Raw genomic sequence first — 19,792 nt, forward strand, 5'->3', positions numbered from 1 at the left:
CGGTATGCCGCCTGCAAAGGACATGAAGGCCACCAAGGCGAAGGGGCGAGTCGAAGCGGCAGCGTGATCGATTCCAGAATGACGTTTGTGCCGGTAGTATTGAACGAAGACGAGGACGGCGCATGCTCTCGTCGGAGAGAAGGATCGCCCGCCGCTTCGGAGATCTATGCCGACGGCTGGTCCGCGGTCGTTCGGGACCGTGCCTGCTGCTCCGTCGGCGCCTACGCCAGCCCATTTCGAGACGTTTGCTCTTACATTCGATCGGGCGGTGCAGCACCGCATGTACACGACCTCGGCAGGAAGACCGGGTTTTGAAGAAGTTGCCGAACACCTTGCAGGCGATCAATCGGGCACTTTGCCGGATATATTGGAAGGTCGCCCGAAAACGGCTAACCGGCTATATATTTATTCTTCTTTAGGAGAATCGCTCTACTAATTTTATCGCAGTGATGATCTTCAAATCACGAATTGCCGGGGGATGCATGCTTCTCGATAGGTTGTCCATTCGTGCGAAGCTGCTTTGCCTCATCTCGGTGATGATCTTGTCGCTTGGCGTTTCGATCGGTATCGCGCTCCAACTTTCTTACTTGAGGATGCGAAGCGACCGCATCGCGGAGATCAAGGCTGCTACAGATATGGGCATCGGTTTGGCGAGGTCTCTCGATCGGGATGTGGCGGGCGGCAAGTTGTCCAAGGAACAAGCCATCGAGGATCTGCGAAAACGCCTTCATACGATGATGTATCGCGACGGGCAGGTCTATACGTTCGCGTCCTCGATGGAGGGAGTTTCCGTGGCGAACGGAGGAAATCCGGCGCTCGTGGGCAAAAATATCCTGGACGTGGTGGATGAGAACGGCGTGCGACCCGTTCGTTTGATGCGCGATGGGGTGCGCGACAAGGGTGAGGCCATCGTGGAGTACATGTGGCCAAAGCCTGGCGTCGACGGTGTCGTAAGCAAGCTGACTTACGTCAAGGCGTTCGCGCCCTGGGATATCTTCATAGGGACGGGTGACTACATCGACGATATCAAGGCGGCCTTCTGGGAGACTGGAAAGACGCTGGCGATAACGGTTGCCAGTTTGCTCGCGGTCAGTCTTGTCCTCACCTACCTGATCAGCCGTAATATCGGTAACGCACTGTCGTCGCTTTCGAAGACCATGCGGACCATCGCGGCTGGCGAGACTGACGTCGAATTGGTCGAAACCGATCGCCGCGACGAGATCGGAGAAATGGCCTCAGCCGTCGAAGTGTTTCGAAGGAACGCCATCGAGAACAGGTCTCTTCACGAATCCAAGGAAACCGAGAGAGCGGCCTTCGCCGATGAAAGGCGGCAAGAACTAATGCGACTGGCGGGTGCTTTCGAGGCTGACGTTAAGGCCGTCGTCGACGCTGTGGCCGCCGGAATTCTGCAGATGGGAGGCTCGTCGGAGAAGATGACGGCGATAGCCGAAGTTACGGAAGCCAGAACGACGACTGTCGCTTCCGATATGAGCGAGGCTTCGACGAACGTAACGATCGTCGCATCCGCCTCGGAGGAACTGAGAACTTCCATCCAGGAGATCTCGCGCCAGGCCAATCTTGCGCAAACCGTCGTGGGACGCGCGGTCCTCGCGTCGGAACGTTCGGGCGCCACGGTGCAGACGCTGGAGGCGGCCGGACTCGAGATCGGCGAAGTCGTCAAACTGATCGCGACGATCGCCAGTCAGACGAACCTGTTGGCCTTGAACGCCACTATCGAGGCCGCGCGTGCTGGCGAGGCGGGGAGGGGATTTGCGATCGTCGCGTCGGAAGTGAAAGGACTAGCGACCCAGACCGCTCAGGCCACGCAACGGATTTCGGATCAGATCTTGACGATGCAGAGCGCGGCGTCGGATACGGCTGGCGCGCTTCATGAATTGCGCGACGTGATCAACGAAGTGAACGAGGTCGCGGTCTCGATTAGTGCTGCGGTGGAAGAGCAGACCGCGGCAACGAGCGAGATCGGGCGCAATATCATGGAAGCAGCAGGCCGGACTGAGGCCGTCACGAGGAGTATCGTCGATGTGACGGAGGGAGCCAGGGAAACCGGGGCAGCAGCACGCTCGGTCTTCGACATTTCGCGCGATCTAACGCACCAGTCGTCTGCGCTGTCCGGGAAGATAAACAGTTTCGTCAGCGGCTTGCGAAATGCGTCCTGAAGCTGAAAATCCAGATCCGATGGCCTCCGATGCTCGGGCCCCGACGGTTGGATTCCTGATCGAGAATGCCTAGGTGATTTCCACTTGCTGCCGCGTGAGTCGCATAGAATAGCTGTAGCGATCCGCCGGATGTATGCTGAGCGAGACTTCTGCCATCTCGTTCGAACTGAAAAGATACTGGCGTCGAATCGAAAGAGCGTAGGCGCCCGGCAATGCCTTCAAGGGTGAAGCAAGATCCGCCGATACGCCGACCGCGCTGATGTCCTGACGGATCTCGACAAAGCGGCGTCCTGATATCTTTTCTACCAGTGTTCCGAAGATATCGCGATGGCTGTCCATTCGCGTCCGGACCTCGCCGGCGAAAGTACCGTCGACATAGACATCGGTCCAGCAGATGGGCGTCTTCGTTGCATCTCCCGGAATCATGCGCAAGCTTGAAATCCGCAACCAGCGACGCCCGGGCTGGCAGCCCAGAGCGCGAGCGAGCTGTTCATCGGTCACGACCTCGGCGACCCGCTGAACGTGGCGTTCGGTCTCGACGCCGAATTGCTGGACCGCTTCGATAGAACCGAGCGATTGCGAAAAGCCGCCGCCGCTCTGCAAGGGCGCAACCGCTTCGACCCTAGTGCCGGCGTTTCTCTTTCGGCTCACGATCCCCGATGCCTGCAACTCCCGCATCGCCGCCCGGATCGTTGATCGGCTGACGGTGAACTGCTCGGCGAGCTCGAACTCGTTGGGCAGCAACGAACCGACGGGATGGCGCCCGTCGGCGATCGCCTGCATTAGAGCGCGAGCCACGTAGGCGTAACGGGTTACCACCGAAATCCTCCTTAAAGAGTCCTCATGGAAGCCTGGATGGCCGGCGTCAAGGGATTGACCCCGAATTATGTTCGGACATATTAATATGTACGAACATAATTGAGTAGGGGAGTGGGATGGGAAGTACGGTGTTTGACTCGGGCCTATTTCGCGACATGTTCGGAACATCCGAAATGCGTGCAATCTTCGCCGATGACGGATTAGTGGGTCGCTATATCGAGGCTGAAGTCGCACTGGCCCGTGCTCAGGCGCGCATCGGGGTGGTACCCAAAGCTGCAGCCGAGGCGATTGCAGCCGCAGCGCGTTCCATCCAGATCGACTTCGAAAAGCTGCGCCGCGAGACCGAGATCGTCGGCTATCCGATCCTCCCGCTCGTGCATCAGCTGGCGGAAGCTGCGGGCGAAGCCGGTCGCTTCGTGCATTGGGGCGCGACGACCCAAGACATCATGGATACCGCCAACGTCCTACAGATCCGCGCGGCATTGCAGGTCGTGGCGCGCGACCTGCGAGAGGTCCGCGACATCCTGGCTGTGATGGCGCACAAGTATCGCAACACGCCGATGGCCGGGCGTACCCATTTGCAGCAGGCACTCCCGGTAACGTTCGGTTACAAGGCCGCGGTCTGGCTATCCTCGATCGACCGTCATATCGAGCGCGTCGATCAGGCGCTTCCGCGCATCCTCGTCGGCGAATTCTCAGGCGCCGCAGGCACGCTCGCTTCCGTCGGCGACGGCGGCCTCGAGATGCAAAAGCTGTTCTGCGAAGAACTCGGACTGCATCAGCCGTCGATCACCTGGCATGTCGCTCGCGACGGCATCGCCGAGTCGGTGACGTTGCTCGGTCTGATCACCGGTACCTTGGGCAAGATCGCGACCGACGTGATGCTGATGTCGGCGTCGGAATTCGGCGAGGTCTCAGAACCGTTTGTGCATGGGCGTGGTGCATCGTCGACAATGCCGCAGAAGCGCAATCCGATCTCCAGCGAGCTGATGCTCGCCGCGGCAAAGTCCGTGCGCCAGCACGTCGCCGCGATGCTCGACGGCATGATCCACGATTTCGAACGCGCCACCGGCCCATGGCATCTTGAATGGGTGTCGCTGCCGGAAAGCTTCCTGCTGACCGCCGCGTCACTGGCCAACGCCAAATTCATGCTGGCCGGGCTCGTCGTGCACGAGCATCGGATGCTGCAAAACCTCGATCTCACCCGCGGTCTGATCGTGGCGGAGGCGGTGATGATGGCGGCGGCGCCGAAGCTCGGCCGGCAGAGGGCCCACGATGTCGTGTACGACGCCTGCCGCAGGGTGATCGAAGGCGGCGGCCAGCTTGCCGACATTCTCGCCGGCGTGCCCGAGATCACCGAAGCCCTTGGAGGCGAGGACATGATCCGGCGTCACTGTGATCCCGCCAACTATCTCGGCCTCTGCGGTCCGATGGTCGATCGCGTTCTCCAGATTTCAGCCGCCGGAGCCCGGTGACCCGCGCAGGTGCACGGCACGCGATCTCCCCAAATGCGCCGGAGAGCGCAGTCAACAACGATTGACGATCCTCGGAGGAAATAATGGCCACGATAGCGACAACACCGCGCGACGACGTTGCGCTCCAACAGTCCGCCAAGCCGGCGCGGAAAGCCCTATGGAAGAACCTCGGCCTGCAAGTTGCGGTCAGCATGGTTCTGGGAATTGTCGTGGGCCTCGTTTGGCCCGAGTTCGGCGCGTCGCTGAAGATCCTCGGCGATATCTTCCTGCGGCTGATCAAGACAGCGGTCGCACCGCTGGTATTCCTGACGGTCGCCGTCGGTATCGTTGCGGCCGGCGACATCAAGCGGGTCGGCAAGGTCGGGCTCATCGCCATGGTCTATTTCGAGGTCGTCTCGACGATTGCGCTGGCGCTTGGCCTGCTGTTCGGCAACCTCGTCGGTGTCGGCAGGAATCTCGATCATATTGCAGCTCCGGCTGCCGCCACCAAGGGCGCGGAAGCCGCGACCAAGGCAGCGGCCGCCTCGCACACCACGTTCGACCAGTTTCTGATCAACGTCTTTCCGGACAATTTCATCGGCGCCTTCGCGCGCGGCGAATTGCTTCAGGTGCTCGTCATCGCCCTGATCTTCGGCTTCGGTCTGATGGCGCTTTCGCCGGCGAAGCGCGCACCAATCGAGAGCGGATTGAACACGATGTCTACCGCGTTCTTCGAGTTCATTCACATCATCATGGCGTTGGCACCGATCGGCACGTTCGGTGCCGTCGCCTATGCGGTCGGCTCGAACGGGACGGCCGTGCTGATTTCGCTCGCTTACTTCGTGCTGACGTTCTACGCGCTGGTGATCCTGTTCATCGTGGTCGTGCTCGGCGCCGTCTGCGCCCTGTTCCGCATCAATATCTTCCATCTGCTGCGCTATATCCGGGAAGAGATCATCATCATGCTCGGTACCGCTTCCTCCGAAAGCGTGCTGCCGCGCCTCTTGGAAAAACTGCCCGCCTATGGCGCTTCGAAACAGACCGTCGGGCTGGTGCTGCCGACCGGATATGCCTTCAACCTCGACGGCACTTCGCTTTTTATGTCGATGGGCGTGATCTTTCTCGCCAACGCCTATGGCGTGCCGCTCTCGTGGGAACAGGAGATCGGCATTCTTGCAATCATGCTGCTGACGTCGAAGGGCGCAGCCACGGTCTCTGGCGGCTCCTTCGTCGTCTTCGCCGCGACCGTGACGGCATCCGGAATTCTCCCCGTGGACGGTCTCGCGCTAATCTTCGGCGTCTATCGCTTTCTTTCCATCGCGCTGTCGACCTGCAACGTCATCGGCAACACAGTGGCGACCGTGGTGGTCGCCAAATTGGCCGGTGAATTCGACGAGACCGCTTGGAAGGGCGCCGGTGCAAGCGAGAAGCGGTCCGGCGCCCCTAGTCCGAAGCAATGGTGGAAATGAACTCATTGGAGGTGACTGAGGTGAACCAGTTAAGGCTCGAGCAGGACGCATTCGGTGCGGTCGAGGTCCCGTCCAACCGCTATTGGGGCGCCCAGACCCAGCGGGCACTCGCGGTATTCGATGTCGGAGAAGAGCGCTTTCCGGCCTGCCTTTTCCACGCCTTCGCACTCCAAAAGATCGCGGCGGCCCGCGCGAATAGTCGGCTCGGGGCCCTCGATGAAGAATTGGCAAAGACGATCGAACTGGCTGCGCTGGAGATCCGGGAGGGGAGGTTCGATGATCATTTTCCTCTGACGGTCTGGCAAACGGGTTCCGGGACGCAGACCAATATGAACGTCAATGAGGTCATCGCCAATCGAGCCAATGAGATGCTCGGGCGACCGCTTGGGGGGAAGAAACCGGTTCATCCCAACGATCACGTCAATTGCTCGCAATCGTCCAACGACAGCTTCCCCACTGTCATGCATATCGCCGTCGCCTTGGAGATACGCGATCGCCTGCTCCCGGCCGTCCGGGCATTGCGCGATGAACTTGCGTCGAAGGCCGAGATGTTTTCGGATGTCGTGAAGATAGGTCGTACCCATCTCATGGATGCCGTGCCGATGACGATGGGCCAGGCCTTCGAGGCATTCTGGCGTCAAGTGGACAACTGCCTGGCGCGAATTGAGGATGCCAGACCGCGTCTGCATAGGCTGTCGCAGGGCGGCACGGCGGTCGGGTCCGGTCTAAATGCACCGGCCGATTTCGATGTCGTGTTTTGCGATGAACTGAACTCGTTGTGCGGGCTGACGTTTGCTCCCAATCCGAGCAAGTTTGAAGGTATGGGCGCGCACGACACCTTGGTCGAAGTTTCCGGTACGTTGAACACGCTTGCCGTCACTCTGGTCAAGATCGCAAACGACATTAGGTTTCTGGGGTCTGGCCCCCGCTGCGGTCTTGGAGAGCTGATCGTGCCGCACGATGGCTTGACGTCGTCGATCATGCCAGGAAAACGGAACCCCACGATCGGCGAGGTGGTCGTGCAGACGGCCTTCCAAGCGATGGGCAATCACGCCACAATCACCGCGGCAGGCGCGTCGGGCAATTTCGAGCTGAACGTCGCTAAACCTGTGCTCATCTATAATTTGCTGCAATCGATTCGCGTCTTGTCCGATAGCTCGCGCATGCTGGCTATCCGCCTAGTGCGCGGATTGACGGTCGATCGAGAGCGTCTCGCAGCCAATGTGTCCAATGCGCTCCTCCTGGCGACGAGTCTGAACCCTGTCTTGGGATACGACAAGGTCGCCGAAATCACCGCGCGAGCGTTGGCGGATGGCGTCACGCCTCGACAGGCGGCGATCTCCTTGGGTTTCCTGTCAGGCGACGAGTACGACCGGATCGTCGATCCGGCTCGGATGACGGGGGTGCGAAGCGCGCCTTCATCAAAGGTCTGATGCATTGACCCGCGGCGAAGACACGCGACTTCACCGCATCCCGGCCGACCAATTTAAGCTTCCATCGGCCATCCATTCCTGCTAAGTCTTCTTTAGAAGAAAGATTCTCTTTTAGAATACATATCTCGGCCGTTTGGGATGGGATCTGATCAAGGACGCTTAAGACGTCCGCGGAAGCTGACGAAAGGGAGGAAATAAAATGTCGACCAAGGATGAAATGAGATCTGACATCTTGACGCGGCGAGCCGCGCTCGCCGCGCTTGGAGTTGGGGCGCTGGCGTTGTCTGGGCGCCGTGTGCAGGCGCAAGCTGGGAAGCCGGACGAGATCAAGGTCGGCATAGCAACATATCTGTCCGGGCCAGCGAGCGTGTTTGGCGTGCCGGCGAGGCAAGCTGCGGAACTGCTTATCGAAGAGCTGAACGCGGCGGGAGGCATCGCCGGTGTAAAACTCCGCCCGATCTTTTTCGACGAGGGGCCTGGCGTCGATCACTTCGTCGCCGAGTATCGACGTCTCGTGCAAAGCGAAAAAGTCGATCTAATGTTCGCGGCGATCTCGTCCGCCGACTGTCTTGCCTGCGCGCCGATTGCGGAGGAGATGAAGCGCCCCACGCTTCTTTGGGATTGCAGCACTCAACGCATTTTCGAAGAAGCGCACTACGATTACGTGTTTCGAACCATCGGCAACAGTACCCCCGAGGTCTTGGCCCCCGTTCTCTATCTTCTCAAGTACAAGCCGAATTTCTCGACCGTCGCAGTAGTCAATCAAGACTACGTGTGGGGCCGGGACAGCTGGACGATGTTCAAAACGATCGTCGAGAGGCTGAAGCCGGGCGTTCGCGTGGTGGCCGAGATGTTTCCGCGTTTTGGCGCGACGGATTATTCGAGCGAAGTGACCCGTCTACTCGCGACCAAGCCGGATGTGGTGTTCAACGCCTCATGGGGTGGTGATCTCGACACTTTCATCCGCCAAGCGGCCGATCGAAAGCTTCTCGAGCGATCCCTCTTCGTACTGCCCCTGGGGGAATCGTCGCTCGAGCGCGTCGGCAAAAGCCTGCCGCCGGGCCACATTATCGGCGCCCGAGGCGATCACTGGTTTCTACATCCCTCGCCCGAAGATGCGAAACGCTTGGCTGCGTTCACGGAGAACTTCCGGAAGCGAACCGGCGTCTACCCGATCTATCCGTGCTTTCACATGGCCCAGGCCGTGTTCGCGATGAAGGCAGCTTACGAAAAGGCGCTGGTGACCAAGGGCGGAGTCTGGCCGACGGATGCCGAACTTGCTGCGGCATTCAAGGGCCTTCAGTTTCCCTCGCTGACAAGCCCGGTGAAGATACGCGAGGATGGTCAGGGGCTCGCGAACATGTTGGTCGGAACGACAGTCGCCGATCCAAAATACTCGTTCCCGATCCTGGCCGACATGGTCGTTTTTCCGGGCGAGATGGTCACGACGCCGGTCGGAAAGTCGAGCTTCGAATGGCTGAAAACGCTCGAGCCGGACATTCTTTCTCGGGTCCCGCAGCCTGTGACATCGAGGGGCTGACTCGATCATGGGTTGGCTCGGCGACAACGGGATGTTGCTAGGTCTGGCGATGCTGGACGGACTATCCTACGCGGCGGCGGTCTTTATGGTCGCGGTCGGACTGAATCTCGTCTTCGGGGTCATGCACGTGCTCAACGTCGCGCATGGAAGCCTTTATGCGATCGGGGGCTATGCTGCGGCGTCCCTGAGCCTATTTCTGATCGCTCGGGGTATGCCGCCTTGGCTCTCGATCCCGTCGCTCGTGGTTTCGTCCGCGATCGTCGGCGCGATACTTGGTCCTCCCATAGAACGCTTGCTACGGAGCGTGTCGGGACAAGAGGAGGTCCTTCAACTTCTCGTCACCTTCGCGCTCTTCATGATCCTCGAAGATCTTCAAAAGCTTGTCTGGGGGGTGCAGCCCGTCGTCTCCGACGCACCAGTCAAATTGCTGGGCACGATCGACGTCCCCTTTGGCAGAGATGCGATACCTTTCACATCCTATCAACTCTTTCTATTGCCCGGCGTGGCTCTCGTGACGCTGATCGGCCTCGCTTGGTTCCTGCGTCGCACGCTCGCGGGTCGAATGATCGTTGCCGTAACGGTCGATCGGGAAGCCGCGCGGGCGATGGGCATCAATGCCGGGAAGGTGATGCTTCTGACCTTCACGGCAGGGGCCGCGCTCGCTGCTTTGGGTGGGGCGCTCGCGTCGCCTACCACATCGCTCGTGCCCGGCATCGGTGCCTCGACCATCGTCCTATCATTCGCGGTGGTCGCGACCGCAGGACTTGGACAGATCGAGGGCGCGGCTCTTACCGCGCTCATGATCGGGCTCGGCCGCTCGCTTGCCGTCTATTTCGCCCCTGAATTCGAAGTGGTCGTGCCTTACTTCATCATGGTGTCGGTGCTGTTGGTTCGTCCGCAGGGCTTGTTCGCCGTCCCGGAGACCCGACGCATATGAGCCGCTACGCTGATCTCGTTCTTACGCTCCTCGCGGCCGCGTTCGTCCTGGCGCTGTCTTGGGCTGTGCCATGGCTACGGTTTGTGATGACGATCGCGATTGCGAAAGGCCTGGCTGTCCTTGGTATTCTGCTGCTGCTGCGTGCGGGGCAGGTGAGCTTCGGCCACGCGCTGTATCTTTCGCTCGCCGCTTATGTCGTGGCGTTTATGGCAGCCCGCATTCCGGAGGTGCTCCTTCTTCTTCCGCTGGCCGCAGTCGTAGCCGCATCAATCGGACTGTTGGTCGGGCTCTTCGTCTCTCGTTACCGCGCGATCTTCTTCGGAATGCTGAACTTGGCACTCAGCATGGTCTTCTACTCGATGCTCGACAAGTTCTACGAGGTGACGCGCGGCGGAGACGGAATCCGTGTGCCCGTCACCAGCTTCGCGGGAGTCGTACTTTCTCCGGATCAGCAGTCGTGGGCGCTTCTGATCCTCGCTTTGGTGCTCGCGGTCGGCTTCGGCGCCTTCGTGCGGCTCTACCTCCTGTCTCCAATGGGGAGTGCACTATCGGCGTTGAAGACACGCGAGGCCCGTCTGGAGTTCATGGGTATTCCTGCGCGGCGCATACTTTTGTCTGCCTATGTCCTTTCGGCGTTTATGGCAGGTTGCGGCGGTGCCCTGATCGCATTGTCGACGCGCCACGTTACGCCGGCGTTGGCTTATTGGACGGCGTCGGGAGAATTGGTTTTCATCGCCATTCTTGGCGGAGCAGGGAGTGTCTTCGGACCGTTTCTCGGCGCGCTTGCCTACGAATTGACGCGGACCTATGCGGCGGCCCTCGTGGCGGACGCCTGGCAGATGATTCTCGGGACGGTGCTTCTGGTCGTCATACTCTTTGCTCCCGGCGGACTTTGGGGAATCGGTCGGGCTCTCGTTGTACGGGGGCGCCAAGCATGATTCTGCTCTCTGCGAAAGGCTTGAAGCTTGCCTTTGGCGGCGTCAAAGCTGCCGACGGCATCGACCTGGACGTTCGGAATGGCGAGTTTCTCGCCATCATCGGCCCGAATGGTGCTGGAAAAACGACGTTCATCAACATGGTGACCGGCTATCTCACGCCGCAAGCGGGCGAAATTCACTATGATGGGCAACCGCTTGTCGGCCTAGCGCCACGCCGTCTCGTTCGCCTCGGTATTGCGCGGTCCTTTCAACTGCCACAGCTCTTCCTGGAGCACACCGTGGCGGAGAACGTTGCGCTTGCGATTGCCGCCCGCGAGGGCCTTTGGTCACCGATCCGACCGTTGATGCGATCCGCTTGGCGCGCAGAGGCTGACGATATTCTGGCGCAATTCGATCTTTCGGACATCGCGGAGCGGCGGGCCGACACGCTGAACGAGGGGGCGAGGAAGCTCACAGACATCGCCATGGCGGTTGCGCTGAAACCCCGGCTCATCTTGATGGACGAGCCGACTAGCGGTGTCGCGGCGTCTGAGAAGATAAGCATCGTCGAGACGCTGGTCCGCGTTCTGCGGACCGCGGGTGTCACGGCGGTGTTCGTCGAACATGACATGGATGTCGTTTCCCGCTTTGCCGATCGGGTCGCTGTCTGGAGTCAGGGAAAGATCGCGGCGCTCGGGCCGCCCGGCGCTGTGTTGACTGATCCCAACGTGCTCCGCGACGTGATCGGGATTGAAACAGAGGCTGGTCATGCTGCAGCTTGAGGGCATATGTGCCGAAATCGGCGGAGCGCGGGTCTTACGTCACGTTTCGCTTACGGTACCGCCCGGCGGGCGGGTCGCGCTCATCGGTCGGAATGGTGCAGGAAAGACGACCACGTTGCGGGCGCTGATGGGTCTTGCCCCCTTGCGCGAAGGAAAAGTCTCCATCGACGGCAGAGATTGCGGCGCCGTGCCGGCTCACCGCAGGTGCGCGCTGGGCGTCGGCTACGCTCCGGAGGAGCGCAATTTGTTCGGTAGCTTTACGGTGCGCGACAACATGCTGTTACCGGCACAGGTTCTCGGTCTTTCAGGTCGCGAGTGCCAGCGACGGCTAGAAGCGGCTCTTGAACTACTTCCGGAGCTCCGCGACCTGGCCGGTCGCAAAGCTGCCGGGCTGTCTGGTGGCCAAGGAAAGATGGTGGCACTCGGTCGAGCGCTCATGGTCGGAACGCGCGCGATCATTCTGGACGAACCGCTCCAGGGGCTGGCTCCGGCTTTGGCGCTTCGATACGTCGATGCGCTCAAGCGCTTACGTTCCGCTCTTCCGGACGTTGCTATCCTTGTCACGGAATCGAGTCCCAATCTCCTGAAATCGCTGATTGAGACTACCTTCATCATCGAGCGCGGCGAAGTAACGCAAGCCTGATCGGCTCCGGTTCACCGGGTATGAAAGTGTTTCCGCGAGTTCTTTCGCCGGAGTAGAGCGGCGATCAAGTAGGAGAATCCAGATGAGACTAAAGGACAAGATCGCAATCGTCACGGGTGGCGGAAGCGGCTTCGGCGAGGCGATTGCGAAGCGATTTGCAGCGGAAGGTGCGCTGGTCGTTGTCGCTGATCTTCGCGGTGACGCGGCGACGAGAGTTGCGACGGAGATCGGTGAGAGGGCAATTGCTGTGACGGCAGACGTCGCCCGAGCCGAGGACGTTTCTGAGGTCGTCGCAGAGACGGAAAAAAGATTGGGTGTGCCCCGGATCCTGATCAACAATGCCGGAACCACGCATCGCAATCAACCATTGCTGGAGACGGATGAAGCGTCCTTCGACCGCGTTTTCAACGTCAACGTGAAGTCGATTTACCATTTCGTGCAGGGCGTCGTGCCGAAAATGCGGGACGCCGGAGGCGGCGTGATCCTGAACGTAGGTTCGACCGCCGGCATCCGTCCACGACCAGGATTGACCTGGTACAACGCTTCGAAAGGTGCGGTGAACTTGATGTCCCGTTCCCTGGCCGTCGAGCTCGCTCCCTGGAAGATTCGCGTGAATGCTTTGTGCCCGGTAGCCGCGGAAACACCTTTGCTTGCGCCTTTGCTTGGAATGCCGGACACCCCTGAGAACCGGCAGAAGTTTATCGCGAGCATTCCACTCGGCCGGCTGTGTCGTCCCTCGGACGTCGCGGCTGCTGCTGTCTACCTGGCCTCCGATGAGGCGGAGTTCATTACCGGCGTGGAATTCCCGATCGACGGAGGACGAACAGTCTGACCGTAAACATGGATATTCCGTCGCTCGCGGCACCGAGGAGCAGATCTCGTCTCGATGGACGCCATATTCTGCTATTCGGAGCCGGGACTGCCAACGAGGCTGGACAAGGCTGGAGCTTGCGAGAAGTGAGCGATAGGGTCTATGGCGTCGGGGAGGCTACCGCCCTGGTCTATGCCCGACATGGCGCTGTCGTCACCTGCGTAGACGTGGACTTCGCGGCCGCCACTGCGACGGCCGAACTCATCCGCAGCGAGGGCGGAGCCGCATTCGCTTTTGCTTGCGACGCAACTCGATCCGAGGAAGTGAAGGGCACGATCGAAAGGTCGTTGGCGTTTAACGGGCGGATCGACGTGCTTCATAACAACATCGGCATCGCGAAAATGGGAGGGCCGGTGGAGTGCTCCGAGGATGACTTCGATCGGATCATCTCGGTGAATTTGAAGAGCATGTATTTGACATGCAAATGGGCGCTGCCGGTGATGGAGCGACAGCGGAAGGGCGCGATCGTCAACATCTCGTCTTTCGCGGCGGTGAGATTTACCGTGCCTTGGATCGCGTATGCTGCATCGAAAGGCGGAGTGAATGCGCTGACGATGAGCGTGGCGGCTCAGTACGCCGCCAAAGGCGTTCGTTGCAATGCGATTGCGCCGGGCTTGCTATCGACGCCGATGGTGCAGTCCGCTCACAAAAGGAATCACGCCGGCATCGAGGACATGATGAGGTCTCGCGATGACTCGGTGCCCATGCTTTGGCAAGGGGAAGGCTGGGATGTCGGAGAAGCTGCCGCATTCCTCGCATCGGACGAAGCGCGGTTCATCACCGGTCAGGTGCTTTTCGTCGACGGGGGAAGTACCGTCGTCATGCCGAGTAAGCCATGGTCGCCGAGTGGCGGCGACGGGCCCTGACGCTCGTCGAAAGGCCATCAATGCGGCCCCGCTCACCGATTGCGGGCTCGGCGGTACGTGCCGCCAAGCCCGTCGAGGCAATGTCGTTCACCAGACGCTGACGAACTTTGTCTTTTGATAAGGAGACAAGATCTCGATACCTCCTTCGGTACCGAATCCACTTTCTTTCCAACCTCCCAGAGGGACCTCGGGCAGGTGCGTCACGAACTCGTTCACGCCCACCGTTCCGAAGTGAAGTGCATCGGTCAAGCGACGCTGCCGTGCGGCGTCGTTCGAGAAAAGATATGCCGAAAGACCAAACTCCAGTCCGTTGGCTTGTTTGAGCATCTCATTCTCATCTTTGAAGGGCAGGACCGGTACAATTGGGCCAAAAGGTTCCGAATGGAGAATTTCGGCGTTCTCGGGAACGTCCGTCATAACCGTTGGCGCGTAGAAGAATCCTCTGTTGCCGATGCGATTTCCTCCGGCAGCTATCTTCGCTCCACGTTGGCGGGCGTCCTCCACGAGATGCGAGATCGCTTGGACGCGCCGCTCGTTCGCAAGAGGGCCCATCTGTGTCTTGGGATCCATTCCGTCGCCCACTCGCCAAGCTTTGGCGTGCTCGGTCATGCGGGCCGTAAAGCGTTCGAAGACGCTCTCCTCCACGAAAAAGCGTGTCGGAGACAGGCATATCTGTCCCGAATTGGCGAATTTCGCTCTTGCTAGAATGTCCGCGGCTCTCTCGGGATCGACGTCACCGCAAACGATAGTCGGGGCGTGGCCGCCCAATTCCATCGTGACGGGCTTCATGACCCTCCCGGCCGCGGCTGCTAGTTGCTTGCCGACAGGAATGGACCCAGTGAATGTTATCTTGGCGACCGCGGCCGCAGGGATGAGGTAGTTCGAGATTTCTTCAGGTCTGCCGAAGACTATCGAAATCGCGGCGGGCGGTACGCCGGCAGACAGCAATGCCTTGGCCAGGGCCAGAACGGACCCGGGAGTTTCCTCGGACGGCTTGCAGATGATAGAGCATCCCGCGCCGAGCGCGCCGGCGAATTTTTTGGCCGCCAGAGCCATCGGAAAGTTCCACGGCGTGAAGGCGGCTACGACGCCGATCGGATGCGTTTCTATCTCGATCCGGTTGGCGGCGACCCGACCGCGAAGGGTACGACCGGCGATGCGCCGGGCCTGCTCGCCGCCCCATTCCAGGAATTCCGCAGAGCGCGTGACCTCGGCTTTGGCCTCGGCGAGCGGCTTGCCTTGCTCGGTGGTGATGATCCGCGCGATGGAATCGATGTCAGATATCAAGTGGTCCGCAGCACTCTTCAGTATGGCTCCGCGTTGCCAAGGTGAAACCCCTTGCCACTCGACGAGGCCGCGAGCGGCGGCATCGAGTGCTTCGTCGAGATCCGTCGAATTGGCATGCGCGACCTTGCCGATGCTCTCGCCCGTCGCCGGATTGAGCACATCCTGGCCCTGTCTTGCGGCGCCCTCGCGCCACCTGCCGTTGATCACCAACGGGAATTCGATCGTCATAACGTTCCCCTTTTCGCGCAAGCATGCTCAGCGCCGTGCGGCTCGCCGTCGGCTTCGCATTAATCGATGGAAGAAATTATCTTCTATAGAAGATTTGATCTGTCCGCAAGTTCACACGCTGTCCTGGGGCGCGTGCCGTGGGATCGACGACGGGCGTCCAGCCGCCGCGAACGAGCGGAGCGATTGAGAAGCGATCGCCGAAAAGTCAGGAGGCCGTGTCGTTGCGGCGGGGGAATAGCTGTGCGGCGGAAATGACGAGGTAGTATTCGACAGACCGGGAGCTTTTGTTCTCGAACCAATGCTCTACATCGGCCTCGAAATAGAGCGAGTCTCCCTCCTCGAGAACGGTCTCTACATTGTCGATACCGACCACGATGCGGCCTTGCGAGGCGAGCACGTGCTTGGTCACTCCGGCAGGGTAGGGTGGCAGCTTGCCGGTCGACACCTTAGGCGGCAGGTGGTGAAGGACGACTTCGACCGGCATCCCGGCCATGACCGGCGAAAGCAGATAGCGCTCGAAGCCTGTTTCGGCATCACGAAAGACCTGTCTTTGATTCTTCCGCACTAGCGCGAACGCACGGCGCGAGGCTCCTTCGTCACCGACCAGTGTAGAGAACGAAGTATCCAGTGCATGAGCGATGCGCTTCGCGACACCGATGGTCGGGCTTTTTTCGCCTCGCTCGACCTTCGAAAGCATTGCTCTGCTTACGCCCGAAAGCTTCGAGACTTGATCGAGAGTGAGGTCGGCCTGCTCACGCAGTAGCCGGACCCGGTCGCCAAATGCCTGGCTTACCGGATCCTGTCTGCCAATCTTCTTTACCGCCGTCCTAGCCATTCCGAATCACTCTTCAGCCGTCGCTGCTCATCGCTTTAATCTTAAGCGGCAGCACCTCTAATGTCACATCCGGCCCAGACATAGCGAGTTGCAGAAGACGGAAGTGCCATGCAAAAATCTTCTATAGAATACGAATTCTGCTATAAGAAAATAATTCTTCCAAAGAATACCAGTTCTGCTATGAGAGATAAACTTTAGGAGATCGCGCGGTGATTTTGGGTCGCAATTGGGAGGCGAGACGATCGCTTCGTCCATCGACGTTCCTTGGCGGCCATCGCTCAGCTGCCCGTCCTTTAACGGGATCGTTCGGTAAACCGCGATCGCATCGCATGCCGCGTGACCTCGGAGGATGTCGACGAAGCCGTCCGGAGACGCATCCAGCTTTCTCATGTGGCTTCATGGCGGGAATGACGCCGAACGAGAAGGCAGGTGCTTCTCGTTTCGGCGAATTGTCCGCAGTCCGACTACAGAAGGGGGCGAGAGCCAAGAAGTAACCAACGTCCGTCAGGAAGCTGCGCGCAGAGCCATCGTCTGTAACGCGCGGACCCGGATTGCTGTCAATTTTGAATAAGGGGAGCGAAACATGCCGACATACAGAGTCAGTCTACCGAACGAGCCGATCGCATCGCAGATCACCGGGAGCACACTTCCGTCCTCGGATTCCGCCGGTTCGACAGGCTTGCAAGTCCGCACGATCACGGCCGCCGCGATGGGCACCGTTTTTGAGTGGTACGAATTCACGCTCTATGCGGCGATGGCGGGAGTGCTCGCGGCCAAATTCTTCAGCGGTCTTGATCCGTCTATAAGTTTCATCTTTGCATTGCTGACTTTCGGCGTCGGCTTCGTGGTCCGGCCGTTTGGTGCGATCGTATTCGGACGATTAGGCGACCTAATCGGCCGCAAGCGTACCTTCATGATAACCATCGTTATCATGGGGTTGGCCACCTTCGCCGTAGGTCTTCTTCCGATTTACGAGACCGTGGGAATCCTTGCGCCGATCATGCTGGTCGCCCTGCGTATCTTGCAAGGCTTGGCGCTTGGGGGCGAGTACGGTGGGGCGGTCATCTACGTGACCGAGCACGTCGAGAGAAACAAGAGAGGTTTGAGCACCTCATTCATTCAGATGACGGGCACCCTCGGCTTCCTGTTGGCTCTGATCTCCATACAAACAGTGCAGGCATTTGCGTCGACGGCTGCATTCGACGCCTGGGCCTGGCGAATTCCGTTTCTTATTTCGATCGTCCTCCTGGGTCTATCGATTCGAGTGCGTCTGCAGATGCACGAATCGCCGGTCTTCCAGAAGATGGCTGAAGAAAAACGGCTATCCAGTGGGCCGATCCGCGAAACGTTTGGAAGCTGGAAAAATATCCGACTACTTTGCGTCGCCTTGATCGGCATCGGGGGCGGTATGTCTGTCGTATACTACAATGCGGTTCTCTATCCCCTCTTCTTTCTGACGCGGACATTGAATGTCTCGATGCCCGTCGCCAATCTGGTCACCACGATCGCGGCGCTTTTGTCGATACCTATGATCTGGTTCTCAGGATGGCTGTCCGATCGCGTGGGTCGGAAGCCCGTGATGCTTGCAGGGTTTGCTCTCGGCCTAGCGGCGACGTTTCCGATCTTTCATCAGATCGCCGCAGTGGCCAATCCTGCCCTCGCCAAGGCTCAGGCAGAGACCGCTGTTTCGGTTCGAACCGACGCATCGGGTTGCTCTTTCATGTTCAACCCACTCGGAAATCGCAAGTTCACGTCGCCGTGCGATATCGCGCGCCAAGTTCTGGCCGCATCGTCCGTCAATTACACGAGTGTCGATCAACCCGGTGACGGCACGACCGAGGTGCGGATCGGCGATCGGGTGCTAATCGCAAATTCGTCTGGAGCATTCGATCAGGCGACCTTCACGCGCGAGATCAAGGAAGGAATCAAGCAAGCGGGTTTTGGTGCACCCGGGAACCCGACCGCGACCGATCAAATGAAGATCATTGCACTGCTGCTGGTGCTGCTTCTTGCGATGGCATTGGGTTACGCCCCCGTGGGCGTGGCGATGGCGGAGATGTTCCCTGCGCGCATCCGCTATACAGCGATGTCTTTTCCGTATCATTTTTCCAGTGGCTGGATCGGCGGTCTGCTACCGACATTCGCGTTCGCCATCGCCGTCGCGCAAGGAAACATCTTCGCGGGCCTTTGGTACACCGTCGGTTGGCTTATCGTGGGACTGATTGTGACTGGATTGTTCTATCGCGAGCCCAAATCCGATGTGGAGTGAAATGCACTGGGAGCCTCGCATCGTGATGCCGCCTCGCGATTTCCATCGATGCAAGGGTTTGTTTTACGAGTAGAGGCGGTGGGAGGCTTTTCTTGCCGACGGCCAAACGCGCTTTTCTGAATTGTGCCGCAGCATGGTTCTGCGCACTCCGTGGTCCCTGTTGGGACATCCTCCTGAGACTGCCGTGGCCCCCTTGGCCGTGGCACCCGCCGCCGCCAAACGGCGGCGGCGGGCCCTTTCTTTTTTTGGTGATGTAAGCTTACGGATCGGGTTCGCACGGCGTGAACTCCGACGGTGCTCTGGAAGATAAGCAAAGATGAACTCTCGCAACGAACTGAACATTCAGGTCTCCGATCTTGACGCGCGCCTTGCCAATCTGCGTGTCGACGACGGATACGCCCTTGGCGCAGAGGTCGAGGGCGGTGTCGTAAACTTGACCACCCTCGCGGCGGCTATAGGTCTATCGGCCCCGCGCGATATCGACGATCTCCTGCAAAACGGGCGAGCTCCCGAAGTGCGTGCTGTGCTTGAGGCGATAAAAAGTCGGGGATCAGCCTTCGTTGTCACGCCGATCTCGGACATCTCGTTCGCGCCTCTGGTGACCCGTCCCGAAAAGATCATCTGTGTCGGTTTCAACTACCGGGAACACGCCATCGAAACCAATACACCGGTCCCCAAGGCACCGCCGCTTTTCAACAAATTCAATAACGCTCTCAATAGCCACGGTGGAGTTGTGCATCTGCCCACGCGAGTAGCCCGGCAGTTCGATTATGAGACCGAGCTGGTCATCGTATTCGGACGAAATTGCCGGGACGTGTCGGAAGACGATGCACTTGATGTTGTTGCCGGTTACACTATCGGAAATGATGTCAGCGCGCGCGAGCTGCAGACCGCGACTTCACAATTTCTGGCCGGCAAGACTTCGGATGGCTTCGGTCCGGTCGGGCCGTGGCTTGTGCCTCGCGGTATGGTACCGGATCCTAACGCCCTGAAGCTCCAGACATGGGTTAACGGCACAATTCGCCAGGACTGGAACACGCGGGACATGATCTTCGACTGCCGCAAGCTGATCGCCTATGCATCGAGCGTCATGAGCATAAAGGCCGGCGACATAATGTTCACAGGGACGCCGCAGGGCGTGATTCTCGGAGAGAAGGCTCCTCGAGAGGAGCGTCAGTGGCTCAAAGCGGGAGACGAGGTCGTATCTTCAGTCGAAGGCCTCGGCGAATTGCGCGTCAAACTTATTTAGTTACGGACACCATTGT

16 protein-coding genes are annotated in these 19,792 nt (G+C 59.5%); 13 read left to right on the forward strand and 3 right to left on the reverse strand.

Going from position 1 to position 19,792, the window contains the following annotated elements:
* The first annotated feature begins 482 nt into the window (after positions 1-482).
* Positions 483-2,177 carry a methyl-accepting chemotaxis protein gene (locus TSA1_RS15360; RefSeq protein ID WP_161497226.1) on the forward strand — a complete coding sequence of 565 codons (1,695 nt, stop codon included), beginning with the start codon at positions 483-485 and terminating at the stop codon, positions 2,175-2,177.
* A 69-nt stretch (positions 2,178-2,246) separates the two neighbouring features.
* Here TSA1_RS15360 and TSA1_RS15365 read toward each other — a convergent pair whose 3' ends face one another.
* Entirely contained in the window at positions 2,247-2,996 is a 750-nt protein-coding gene (locus tag TSA1_RS15365) for a GntR family transcriptional regulator (protein WP_100177097.1), read from the reverse strand.
* A 116-nt stretch (positions 2,997-3,112) separates the two neighbouring features.
* Here TSA1_RS15365 and TSA1_RS15370 point away from each other — a divergent pair, with 116 nt between their 5' ends.
* The 10 genes from TSA1_RS15370 to TSA1_RS15415 all read left to right on the forward strand — a co-directional run bounded on the left by TSA1_RS15370 (position 3,113) and on the right by TSA1_RS15415 (position 13,908).
* Positions 3,113-4,471, forward strand: coding sequence for a class-II fumarase/aspartase family protein (locus tag TSA1_RS15370; RefSeq protein ID WP_100177098.1), 1,359 nt, complete (start codon positions 3,113-3,115; stop codon positions 4,469-4,471).
* Between the two features lie 83 nt (positions 4,472-4,554).
* Positions 4,555-5,919, forward strand: a complete 1,365-nt coding sequence (locus tag TSA1_RS15375) for a cation:dicarboxylate symporter family transporter (protein WP_100177099.1) — start codon at positions 4,555-4,557, stop codon at positions 5,917-5,919.
* Positions 5,916-7,352 carry a class II fumarate hydratase gene (locus TSA1_RS15380; protein ID WP_100177100.1) on the forward strand — a complete coding sequence of 479 codons (1,437 nt, stop codon included), beginning with the start codon at positions 5,916-5,918 and terminating at the stop codon, positions 7,350-7,352. Before TSA1_RS15375 ends, TSA1_RS15380 begins: the two co-directional genes overlap by 4 nt.
* Before the next feature lie 199 nt (positions 7,353-7,551).
* Positions 7,552-8,892 (forward strand): ABC transporter substrate-binding protein, encoded by a 1,341-nt coding sequence (locus tag TSA1_RS15385; protein WP_210421893.1) that lies wholly within the window; start codon positions 7,552-7,554, stop codon positions 8,890-8,892.
* A 7-nt stretch (positions 8,893-8,899) separates the two neighbouring features.
* Positions 8,900-9,829: a branched-chain amino acid ABC transporter permease gene (locus TSA1_RS15390; RefSeq protein ID WP_100177102.1), complete on the forward strand. Its 930-nt coding sequence runs from the start codon at positions 8,900-8,902 to the stop codon at positions 9,827-9,829.
* Complete coding sequence (locus TSA1_RS15395) at positions 9,826-10,767, forward strand: branched-chain amino acid ABC transporter permease (protein WP_100177103.1); 942 nt, start codon at positions 9,826-9,828, stop codon at positions 10,765-10,767. The genes TSA1_RS15390 and TSA1_RS15395 overlap by 4 nt, the downstream gene beginning before the upstream one ends.
* Complete coding sequence (locus TSA1_RS15400) at positions 10,764-11,528, forward strand: ABC transporter ATP-binding protein (protein WP_100177104.1); 765 nt, start codon at positions 10,764-10,766, stop codon at positions 11,526-11,528. The genes TSA1_RS15395 and TSA1_RS15400 overlap by 4 nt, the downstream gene beginning before the upstream one ends.
* The gene (locus tag TSA1_RS15405) at positions 11,515-12,171 is read left to right on the forward strand and encodes an ABC transporter ATP-binding protein (protein WP_100177105.1); all 657 of its coding nucleotides are present in this window, start codon (positions 11,515-11,517) and stop codon (positions 12,169-12,171) included. The genes TSA1_RS15400 and TSA1_RS15405 overlap by 14 nt, the downstream gene beginning before the upstream one ends.
* A gap of 82 nt (positions 12,172-12,253) precedes the next feature.
* Positions 12,254-13,003 carry an SDR family oxidoreductase gene (locus TSA1_RS15410; protein ID WP_100177106.1) on the forward strand — a complete coding sequence of 250 codons (750 nt, stop codon included), beginning with the start codon at positions 12,254-12,256 and terminating at the stop codon, positions 13,001-13,003.
* A gap of 8 nt (positions 13,004-13,011) precedes the next feature.
* Positions 13,012-13,908, forward strand: coding sequence for an SDR family NAD(P)-dependent oxidoreductase (locus TSA1_RS15415; RefSeq protein WP_100177107.1), 897 nt, complete (start codon positions 13,012-13,014; stop codon positions 13,906-13,908).
* 87 nt (positions 13,909-13,995) lie between these two features.
* On the opposite strand, the gene TSA1_RS15420 is transcribed toward TSA1_RS15415, so the two are convergent.
* Positions 13,996-15,423 (reverse strand): NAD-dependent succinate-semialdehyde dehydrogenase, encoded by a 1,428-nt coding sequence (locus TSA1_RS15420; protein WP_100177108.1) that lies wholly within the window; start codon positions 15,421-15,423, stop codon positions 13,996-13,998.
* Positions 15,424-15,628: 205 nt separating this feature from the next.
* Positions 15,629-16,258: a helix-turn-helix domain-containing protein gene (locus TSA1_RS15425; RefSeq protein WP_100177109.1), complete on the reverse strand. Its 630-nt coding sequence runs from the start codon at positions 16,256-16,258 to the stop codon at positions 15,629-15,631.
* A 583-nt stretch (positions 16,259-16,841) separates the two neighbouring features.
* On the opposite strand from TSA1_RS15425, the gene TSA1_RS15430 reads away from it, so the two are divergent.
* Together TSA1_RS15430 and TSA1_RS15435 are read left to right on the forward strand one after the other, a co-directional pair.
* Positions 16,842-18,527, forward strand: a complete 1,686-nt coding sequence (locus TSA1_RS15430; RefSeq protein WP_100177110.1) for an MFS transporter — start codon at positions 16,842-16,844, stop codon at positions 18,525-18,527.
* A gap of 316 nt (positions 18,528-18,843) precedes the next feature.
* Entirely contained in the window at positions 18,844-19,776 is a 933-nt protein-coding gene (locus TSA1_RS15435) for a fumarylacetoacetate hydrolase family protein (RefSeq protein WP_100177111.1), read from the forward strand.
* The last annotated feature ends 16 nt before the right edge of the window (positions 19,777-19,792 follow it).

This window comes from Bradyrhizobium nitroreducens (assembly GCF_002776695.1).
Taxonomy (GTDB): domain Bacteria; phylum Pseudomonadota; class Alphaproteobacteria; order Rhizobiales; family Xanthobacteraceae; genus Bradyrhizobium; species Bradyrhizobium nitroreducens.

Excerpts from the sequence above, each read along its gene's own strand:
- TSA1_RS15375 (WP_100177099.1), top strand. The coding sequence starts at position 4,555 with ATGGCCACGATAGCGACAACACCGCGCGACGACGTTGCGCTCCAACAG.
- TSA1_RS15390 (WP_100177102.1), top strand. The coding sequence starts at position 8,900 with ATGGGTTGGCTCGGCGACAACGGGATGTTGCTAGGTCTGGCGATGCTG.
- TSA1_RS15410 (WP_100177106.1), top strand. The coding sequence starts at position 12,254 with ATGAGACTAAAGGACAAGATCGCAATCGTCACGGGTGGCGGAAGCGGC.
- TSA1_RS15385 (WP_210421893.1), top strand. The coding sequence starts at position 7,552 with ATGTCGACCAAGGATGAAATGAGATCTGACATCTTGACGCGGCGAGCC.
- TSA1_RS15415 (WP_100177107.1), top strand. The coding sequence starts at position 13,012 with ATGGATATTCCGTCGCTCGCGGCACCGAGGAGCAGATCTCGTCTCGAT.
- TSA1_RS15405 (WP_100177105.1), top strand. The coding sequence starts at position 11,515 with ATGCTGCAGCTTGAGGGCATATGTGCCGAAATCGGCGGAGCGCGGGTC.
- TSA1_RS15360 (WP_161497226.1), top strand. The coding sequence starts at position 483 with ATGCTTCTCGATAGGTTGTCCATTCGTGCGAAGCTGCTTTGCCTCATC.
- TSA1_RS15435 (WP_100177111.1), top strand. The coding sequence starts at position 18,844 with ATGAACTCTCGCAACGAACTGAACATTCAGGTCTCCGATCTTGACGCG.
- TSA1_RS15370 (WP_100177098.1), top strand. The coding sequence starts at position 3,113 with ATGGGAAGTACGGTGTTTGACTCGGGCCTATTTCGCGACATGTTCGGA.
- TSA1_RS15395 (WP_100177103.1), top strand. The coding sequence starts at position 9,826 with ATGAGCCGCTACGCTGATCTCGTTCTTACGCTCCTCGCGGCCGCGTTC.
- TSA1_RS15425 (WP_100177109.1), bottom strand. The coding sequence starts at position 16,258 with ATGGCTAGGACGGCGGTAAAGAAGATTGGCAGACAGGATCCGGTAAGC.
- TSA1_RS15420 (WP_100177108.1), bottom strand. The coding sequence starts at position 15,423 with ATGACGATCGAATTCCCGTTGGTGATCAACGGCAGGTGGCGCGAGGGC.
- TSA1_RS15400 (WP_100177104.1), top strand. The coding sequence starts at position 10,764 with ATGATTCTGCTCTCTGCGAAAGGCTTGAAGCTTGCCTTTGGCGGCGTC.
- TSA1_RS15430 (WP_100177110.1), top strand. The coding sequence starts at position 16,842 with ATGCCGACATACAGAGTCAGTCTACCGAACGAGCCGATCGCATCGCAG.
- TSA1_RS15380 (WP_100177100.1), top strand. The coding sequence starts at position 5,916 with ATGAACTCATTGGAGGTGACTGAGGTGAACCAGTTAAGGCTCGAGCAG.